Source organism: Aminobacter anthyllidis (genome assembly GCF_018555685.1).
GTDB classification, from domain to species: Bacteria; Pseudomonadota; Alphaproteobacteria; order Rhizobiales; family Rhizobiaceae; genus Aminobacter; species Aminobacter anthyllidis.
The window spans coordinates 35,945-41,944 of the sequence record NZ_JAFLWW010000018.1 but is presented as its reverse complement, the minus strand read 5'-3'; the positions used below and the strand labels follow the sequence as shown (position 1 = coordinate 41,944).

Below are 6,000 nucleotides of genomic sequence, written 5' to 3'. Positions count from 1 at the left end.
TCTCACCATAACTGAATCGCATGACAGTTCCGTCTCAACAAATCCGACTCGGTCTCATCAAATCTGAATCGGCTAACCCATTGAAAACAAATGATCGCAAGTCTCACGGAAAACGGTCAGCTAACAACGGCCGCGGCTGGATCGAAATCTTCCCAGGCAAAGGCATACTGGTGACCCTGCGCGGCAAGACTGGCTGGCGCGAGGTCGAGATTGGCCCCGGCTCGGCCGATATCACCTGCCCTGTGGTGGCTTTGGAGACTTGGCTGAACCTTGCCCGCATCGCTCGCGGCCCACTGTTCCGCCGGATCACCGGTCGGGGCAAGAAGGTCGGCACTGAGCGGCTGAAAGACCAGGAAGTCGCCCGTCTGGTCAAGCGCACGGCCCTTGCCGCTGGCGTGCGCGGCGACCTGACCGAGGCCGAGCGCGCCAGGCTCTTTGCCGGCCATTCGCTGCGGGCTGGCCTTGCCTCATCGGCCGACGTCGAGGAGCGTTACGTGCAGAAGCAGCTCGGCCATGCCAGTGCCGAAATGACCCGCAAATACCAGCGCCGCCGCGACCGCTTCCGCGTCAACCTCACCAAGGCCAGCGGGCTCTAATCGAAGAACGGCCCCCTCCCCCAAGATCAAGGCAGGGGCGGCAGCGCCAAAAAGGGATCAAGCGAGCGAACACCCAAGGGCTCGAAATGTCGCATGTTCCTGGTCAGAACCGTGAGGCCGTGCACTTGGGCAGTGGCAGCAATAGCGATGTCTTCATAGCCCGGTTGGTGAGCGCGAGCATGATCAAGGAGTTGGCCAGCTGCATGGGCGCACCTCAAGTCCAACGGCAACAGTTGTTGCGCATAGAGGTATTCGACGCTCTGCCACCATTCTTTCAGTGTTTTCGACTTGGTTGTTGCGCCTTCCCACTCAGACTTCGCGATTCCGGACATCACCTCAGCTGCTGATATCACTGACAGGAACAAGTGTGGGCTAGCCTGATCTAGCCAATCGATTAGTCGACCCTCTCCACCCCGTTTCGACGGTGCGAGCGCCGAAATCACATTTGTATCCACCAGGAACATCAGAGATCGACAGGCCTGCTCGCTTTTCCGGTTCGAGCAGGGATATCCTCTTCATCCCCCGGAAATGACGCTAGCAAGCGCCCGAAACTTGGAACGTGCGAAAGCTTCTCGTACTCATCAAAAGAAAGCACAACAGCTTCTTTCCTGCCGTGCCGAGTGATGATTGCCGGATTGCCGCGAACAGCCTGATCAACGACTGCGGAAAGCGTCGCCTTAGCATCCTTGAGCTGAATCTCTCTCAACTTGCCTACTCGATTATGACCATTGTAGTCATACATTGCTGTCACGGCCCGCGAGAACAAGAGGACCAGGGCCGTGGACGCCCGAGATTGGTCTGAAGACCATCAGGCGCCGTCACCCCGCGCCTCTGATCATCCCGCCTTGGCCTGCGCCCCTCCCTTGCCACGCAGCAGCGCCATCAGCACCGGCCCGATCGAGAATTCGCCGGCCCTGGCCTTCGCCGTCAGGCTGCGCAGATAGCCGCCGGGGCTCGCAATCGCCTCCCCCTTCTGCAGCATCGCCGCCACCATGATCGCGGCATCCACCGCCCCCATCGCCTCGCAGGCCTGGTCCCACGCATCCGGACTGACACCGAGCGCGCCGCGCACCAGGTTTGCCGTTTCAACCAGATCCGCCCAGCCCGAAATGCCGTTGCGTGCGTAATCGGCAATATCAGGGCAGGCACGCAGCACCATGCCAAGCGGATAACCCGTTGGCGGCTGGCTCTTCGTCTCCAGTTTCACCGCAGCGGTCGTCCCGTGGCCTTTTTCGAGGCCGGGTTCAAGTTCATGAAGGTGTGTATTTGAATTCTGTATGTGGCGCTCGAAATGAGACTCATTGGCGCTTGTTTCTTCAGTTTTAACGTGACTTTCCAGCGTCTTGCGCACCTCCTGGGCAAGCATCGCGAGTTCTTCGGCAATCGGCTCGAGCTCAAGCCGGCTCGCCGTGCGTGGAATCGTCGCCGCGATCTCGCGATATTCGAAATGCAGGCGCTGCCAGTCGGCCGTTATCCCCTCCTCCAGGCCAAAGGCGATCATCTTGGCGATGTCACGGCGCAGGATGGTGATGCGCTCGCGTACGAGCAACAGCGCCCGCCTTTCGGCCCTGACAGCCTCGGCCAAGCGTTCGAACTCTTCCGCCCGGGCCAGAAGCGGCGTCAGGTCGAAACCGAAGGCCTGCTCGATTGCACCGTCATAGCCCTTGCGGGCGTAACGCTTGCCATTGGGGCTGTCGCGACGCACCACAAGGCCGCAATCGACGAGCACCGACAGATGCCGTCTCAGCGTCGCCGGCGCCATGCCATGCGCCCTGAGCGCCAGCTGGGCGTTGGAAGGAAACACCACCAGCCCCTCCCCTTCCACCAGATCCGTATCCGGATGGAAGCTCAGCAGCGCGTTGAGCACGGCAAGCGCGCGATCGCTGGCGCCAAGCAATCCCTTGGCCTCGCAGACGGCGCGAAACACCTGCCATTTGTTGGTGCTGGCGCCAGGCGCACAGCTGTCGGCCGCCATCTGACCTGCCACCATGGCAAGCGACAGCAACCGCCGCCCAAAGGGCGTCGTCGAGATATGGGGGTCCATAATTTCCCTGCCTTTCAATGAGGCAAAAGAAATCTGCTCACCAGTTAGGTGCCGTGACTCTTGACACTGATTCGGGGAAATGCGATTCTCTAGTTGTTCAGGCTATGAGAAGGGCTTCCACGACGGCAACGTTTGGGGGCCTTTTTCTTTTGCGGTATGTCTCCGTTTTTCTCTACTTTTCCGACCGCCTGAAAGCCTCGTAGAGGCTGTCCAGTTGGCCAGTGATGAAATCAGCGAAGCGTGGGCCGTCTGTCGCCTCAACAGCAATCAGGGCCTTCTTCGGTGTCTTCTTTACCGACACGCAAACCGATTTGTCGTCCGCAGCCCAGACATTGGGCGTGGCGGATGCCTTGGCTTTCTTGGGTGCCTTCGAAGACTTCAAGACCGTGAGGAGGGCGCTGAAGCCTTCATCGTTGGCCTGAGCAGTCGCGAAATCCTCAGTGGCGACGAACGCGACGGCCTTGCCCGCATTGGCGGGTGTCAGAACGATCTTCTTGAGTTCTTCCCAGCGATCTCGCCCGACGCCCTTCGCCGCCCCCACAGCCTCAAGGACTGCCTCTGGAATAGCCTCCGCCACCGAGCTCATACGAGAAAGCAGCGTATCGTCGATCGTCAGCGCCGATTTGACGACATCCTTCGTCATCCCACTATCGAGGAGCTTTCGCGCGAACAGGGCTTTCTCAATGAACGACAAATCGGCACGAGCCGTATTTTCCTGCCCCTGAGCAAGGACATGCTCGATGTCGGCCAATGGCTTCACCACCGCGCGCACGCTGGTGCCGAGATCTCTGGCAACTTTCGCGCGACGATGCCCAAACACGATCATGTATCGCTGCGTGTCATCTGGGTGCGGCCGAACCAGAATCGGCGTCGATTGCCCCGAGCGTCGAATTGCTTCGCGTAGCTGTCGGTACTCTTCGTCGTTGTCGCCAATTCGGTCGGCCACAAACGAGCCATCCAACAATGCCGGATCCAGCGAAACGATAGTTTCGCCATCGAACATCCGCAGCGAGTTCTCTGCCATTTCGTCCAATGACTGAATCATGGAGCGAGAGGCACCGCGCATTGCATATTGCGAGCGAGCCTCCGAGGCTGCGTGGGCGACTTCACCCTTGTCCCCAGCCATCGACGCAGTAACACTTGCCAGAAGGTGCTTTCTAGCCATCGCCCCCTCCGAAACTCCATGCCATCAATTTGATTTCACGCAGAAAAATGACGTTCTGCACGGCTGTCAAAATCATTATCTGCGCCCCCATGCCTGGTGAACAAGGCCCGTGATTTCAGAATTCACCAAGTTGAGGCTTTCCATCGCCCGCTCGTAGGTCGAACGCGTAAACTGGCTCTTCTCGACTTCGTACAGTGTCTGCTTGGTGATGCCCGCATCCGAGATGGCGGTGGATTTCAACATCTGGTTCTTGAGCATCCGTTTGTTGAACAACGCCTGCAGGAAACCAACCATCTGGGCCTGCGGCCCATCGGTTGGCTCGTAGCGCGTTACAAGGTAGCGGAACCACTTCAGTTTCACCGCAGCCCCTGCCCCCTTGATGGAGTGCAAAATGCCTCCGAGCATCAACAGGAACTGGCTCATCGACATGATGTCGAGCATCTGCGGATGGACGGTGATGAGCACTGAGGTCGACGCCGTCAGCGCCGTCAATGTGAGATATCCGAGCTGCGGCGGACAATCGATGACAACCACGTCGTAACGATCGTCGACTTCCTTGAGAGCGTTCGAGATCCTGGTGAAGAAGAGCTTCCCTTCAGCCGGACTATTGCTCGTCGCCGCCAGCGGCGTCTCGTATTCGTACTCTTGCAGCTCAAGGTTCGCGGGCACGATGTCTAGGCCAGGAAAATTCGTTGGCCGGATCACATCCTTGATGGATTTCCGCTCCTCGTCATATCGAAGTGCTTCGTAGAGCGACGGGTTTTTGTCGAGTTCCGGCTGGATGCCATGGAGCGCTGACAGCGAAGCCTGGGGATCAAGGTCGATGGCAAGTACGCGATGTCCGGTGAGGGCTAGATGCTGAGCAAGATGAGCCGCGGTCGTGGTCTTGCCACTTCCACCTTTGAAGTTGACGACTGAGATCACTTGTAGCGCTTCGCCCTGGCGGCGATGTGGGACGTAACGCTTGAAGTCACTGCGCCCGTGCTTGTCGAGGTACTGCCTCAATTCGAGCATCTGCTGCGCGGTATAGGAACGGCGACCGGATGTGGAAACTTCCGGCGCGGGACCCTTCCCTTCCAGGTGAATCTTCTTGATGTGGTTTTGCGTAACGCCGATAAAATCCGCGACCTCCACCGACGAGAACTGTCGTAGCCCCTTCAGGGCATTTGGGGGATACTGCTCCATGCGCAGCATGTTGAGTTTGTCCGAGATGAGTTCTCCTTGTTCGAGAATCTCCTCATCGAAGTCGAACTCTACATCGAGGTTGGGTACCAAATTCATAGTCACCGATTTCCGGAATAACGCTTTTCTGCAGCGATTTGCTTTTCAAGCGTGATTAATGCTTGATTCTCTCGTTCCGGCAAGAAATTTTTAGTTAACAGAGGGTTAACGCCCGATTGAAGGCGTCATTTGATGTGGTGTGAGGACCTCGGCCTCCCACCGTCATGAAGTCAGGGTACTGCGAGATCGCGGAGTGCCCCATACTTCACATACCCACCAAAACACTTCATAAGCCATTGTTATTAGGAGCGAAACAAGCTTTCTGCACGGCTGTCAAAAGACCCTCAGCCACGAAACGTGGCCATAGAACTTTGTCCTTGCCTGTAGATGGCTTATTTTGCGGTCTTGCGTTGGCCAAGCGAAACTCGACTAAGACCCTCACCCTCATCGCTCTACAACACGTTACGAACCGATCACGTGCAACGCCACCGGATTGCTGTTTGGCTGCGAGACTGATCCTCCCTGTCCTCACACCTTCGCGGGTCGTGCCTCGCTATCTGCAGTGATAGTCCAGGCGGCGCTCTCAAGAGCGGCTATGCAAGGAGACACGCCTCCGCCAGCATCACATGCTCAGCAGGAGTTGCTGGTCATGACTAGCGCCAGTCGCTCGGTTCCAATCTACAACGGGCTGCCGCTCGACGCGGCCCTGGATATGCGATCGGGCACCACGGGAAGGTCGCGTCAGGATGTTTGAAAAGGGCAGACGGGCCCGCATCGCGCGCTTGTCTCCCCTTCCCTGATGCGAACGACGGCGACCGATCAACGACCAGCTCATCGAGCGAGATTGTCCCAACCGGCACGACAAAGGCCAAATGTGGCTGCCTGGGTTGCGAAATTTCGGGCATCATTTGGGCGGCGAGCTTTCATCGAAAGCTCCAGGCACCTTGGTTCGGGCATTGGTTTGTTACAGCCAA

The 6,000-nt window shown here is 58.0% G+C and carries 5 protein-coding genes and 1 pseudogene; 1 reads left to right on the top strand and 5 read right to left on the bottom strand.

The window, feature by feature from the left end; genetic code table 11:
- Positions 1-125: 125 nt before the first annotated feature.
- Positions 126-596 (top strand): annotated as a pseudogene (locus J1C56_RS32100) (tyrosine-type recombinase/integrase); the annotation flags it as partial.
- A 26-nt stretch (positions 597-622) separates the two neighbouring features.
- Here J1C56_RS32100 and J1C56_RS32095 read toward each other — a convergent pair.
- The 5 genes from J1C56_RS32095 to repA form a co-directional block, all read right to left on the bottom strand.
- A complete protein-coding gene (locus tag J1C56_RS32095; RefSeq protein ID WP_214393963.1) occupies positions 623-1,060 on the bottom strand; it encodes a type II toxin-antitoxin system VapC family toxin in 438 nt (145 codons plus the stop codon).
- Positions 1,060-1,302, bottom strand: coding sequence for a type II toxin-antitoxin system Phd/YefM family antitoxin (locus J1C56_RS32090; RefSeq protein WP_214393967.1), 243 nt, complete (start codon positions 1,300-1,302; stop codon positions 1,060-1,062). Before J1C56_RS32090 ends, J1C56_RS32095 begins: the two co-directional genes overlap by 1 nt.
- Positions 1,303-1,431: 129 nt before the next feature.
- A complete protein-coding gene (gene repC / locus J1C56_RS32085) occupies positions 1,432-2,640 on the bottom strand; it encodes a plasmid replication protein RepC (protein WP_214393962.1) in 1,209 nt (402 codons plus the stop codon).
- A gap of 172 nt (positions 2,641-2,812) precedes the next feature.
- Entirely contained in the window at positions 2,813-3,805 is a 993-nt protein-coding gene (repB, locus tag J1C56_RS32080; RefSeq protein ID WP_214393961.1) for a plasmid partitioning protein RepB, read from the bottom strand.
- Between the two features lie 75 nt (positions 3,806-3,880).
- Entirely contained in the window at positions 3,881-5,086 is a 1,206-nt protein-coding gene (repA, locus tag J1C56_RS32075) for a plasmid partitioning protein RepA (protein WP_214393960.1), read from the bottom strand.
- Positions 5,087-6,000 lie beyond the last annotated feature (914 nt).

Coding starts and splice junctions, on each gene's coding strand:
- J1C56_RS32095 (WP_214393963.1), bottom strand. CDS start 1,060: ATGTTCCTGGTGGATACAAATGTGATTTCGGCGCTCGCACCGTCGAAA.
- repA (WP_214393960.1), bottom strand. CDS start 5,086: ATGAATTTGGTACCCAACCTCGATGTAGAGTTCGACTTCGATGAGGAG.
- repC (WP_214393962.1), bottom strand. CDS start 2,640: ATGGACCCCCATATCTCGACGACGCCCTTTGGGCGGCGGTTGCTGTCG.
- repB (WP_214393961.1), bottom strand. CDS start 3,805: ATGGCTAGAAAGCACCTTCTGGCAAGTGTTACTGCGTCGATGGCTGGG.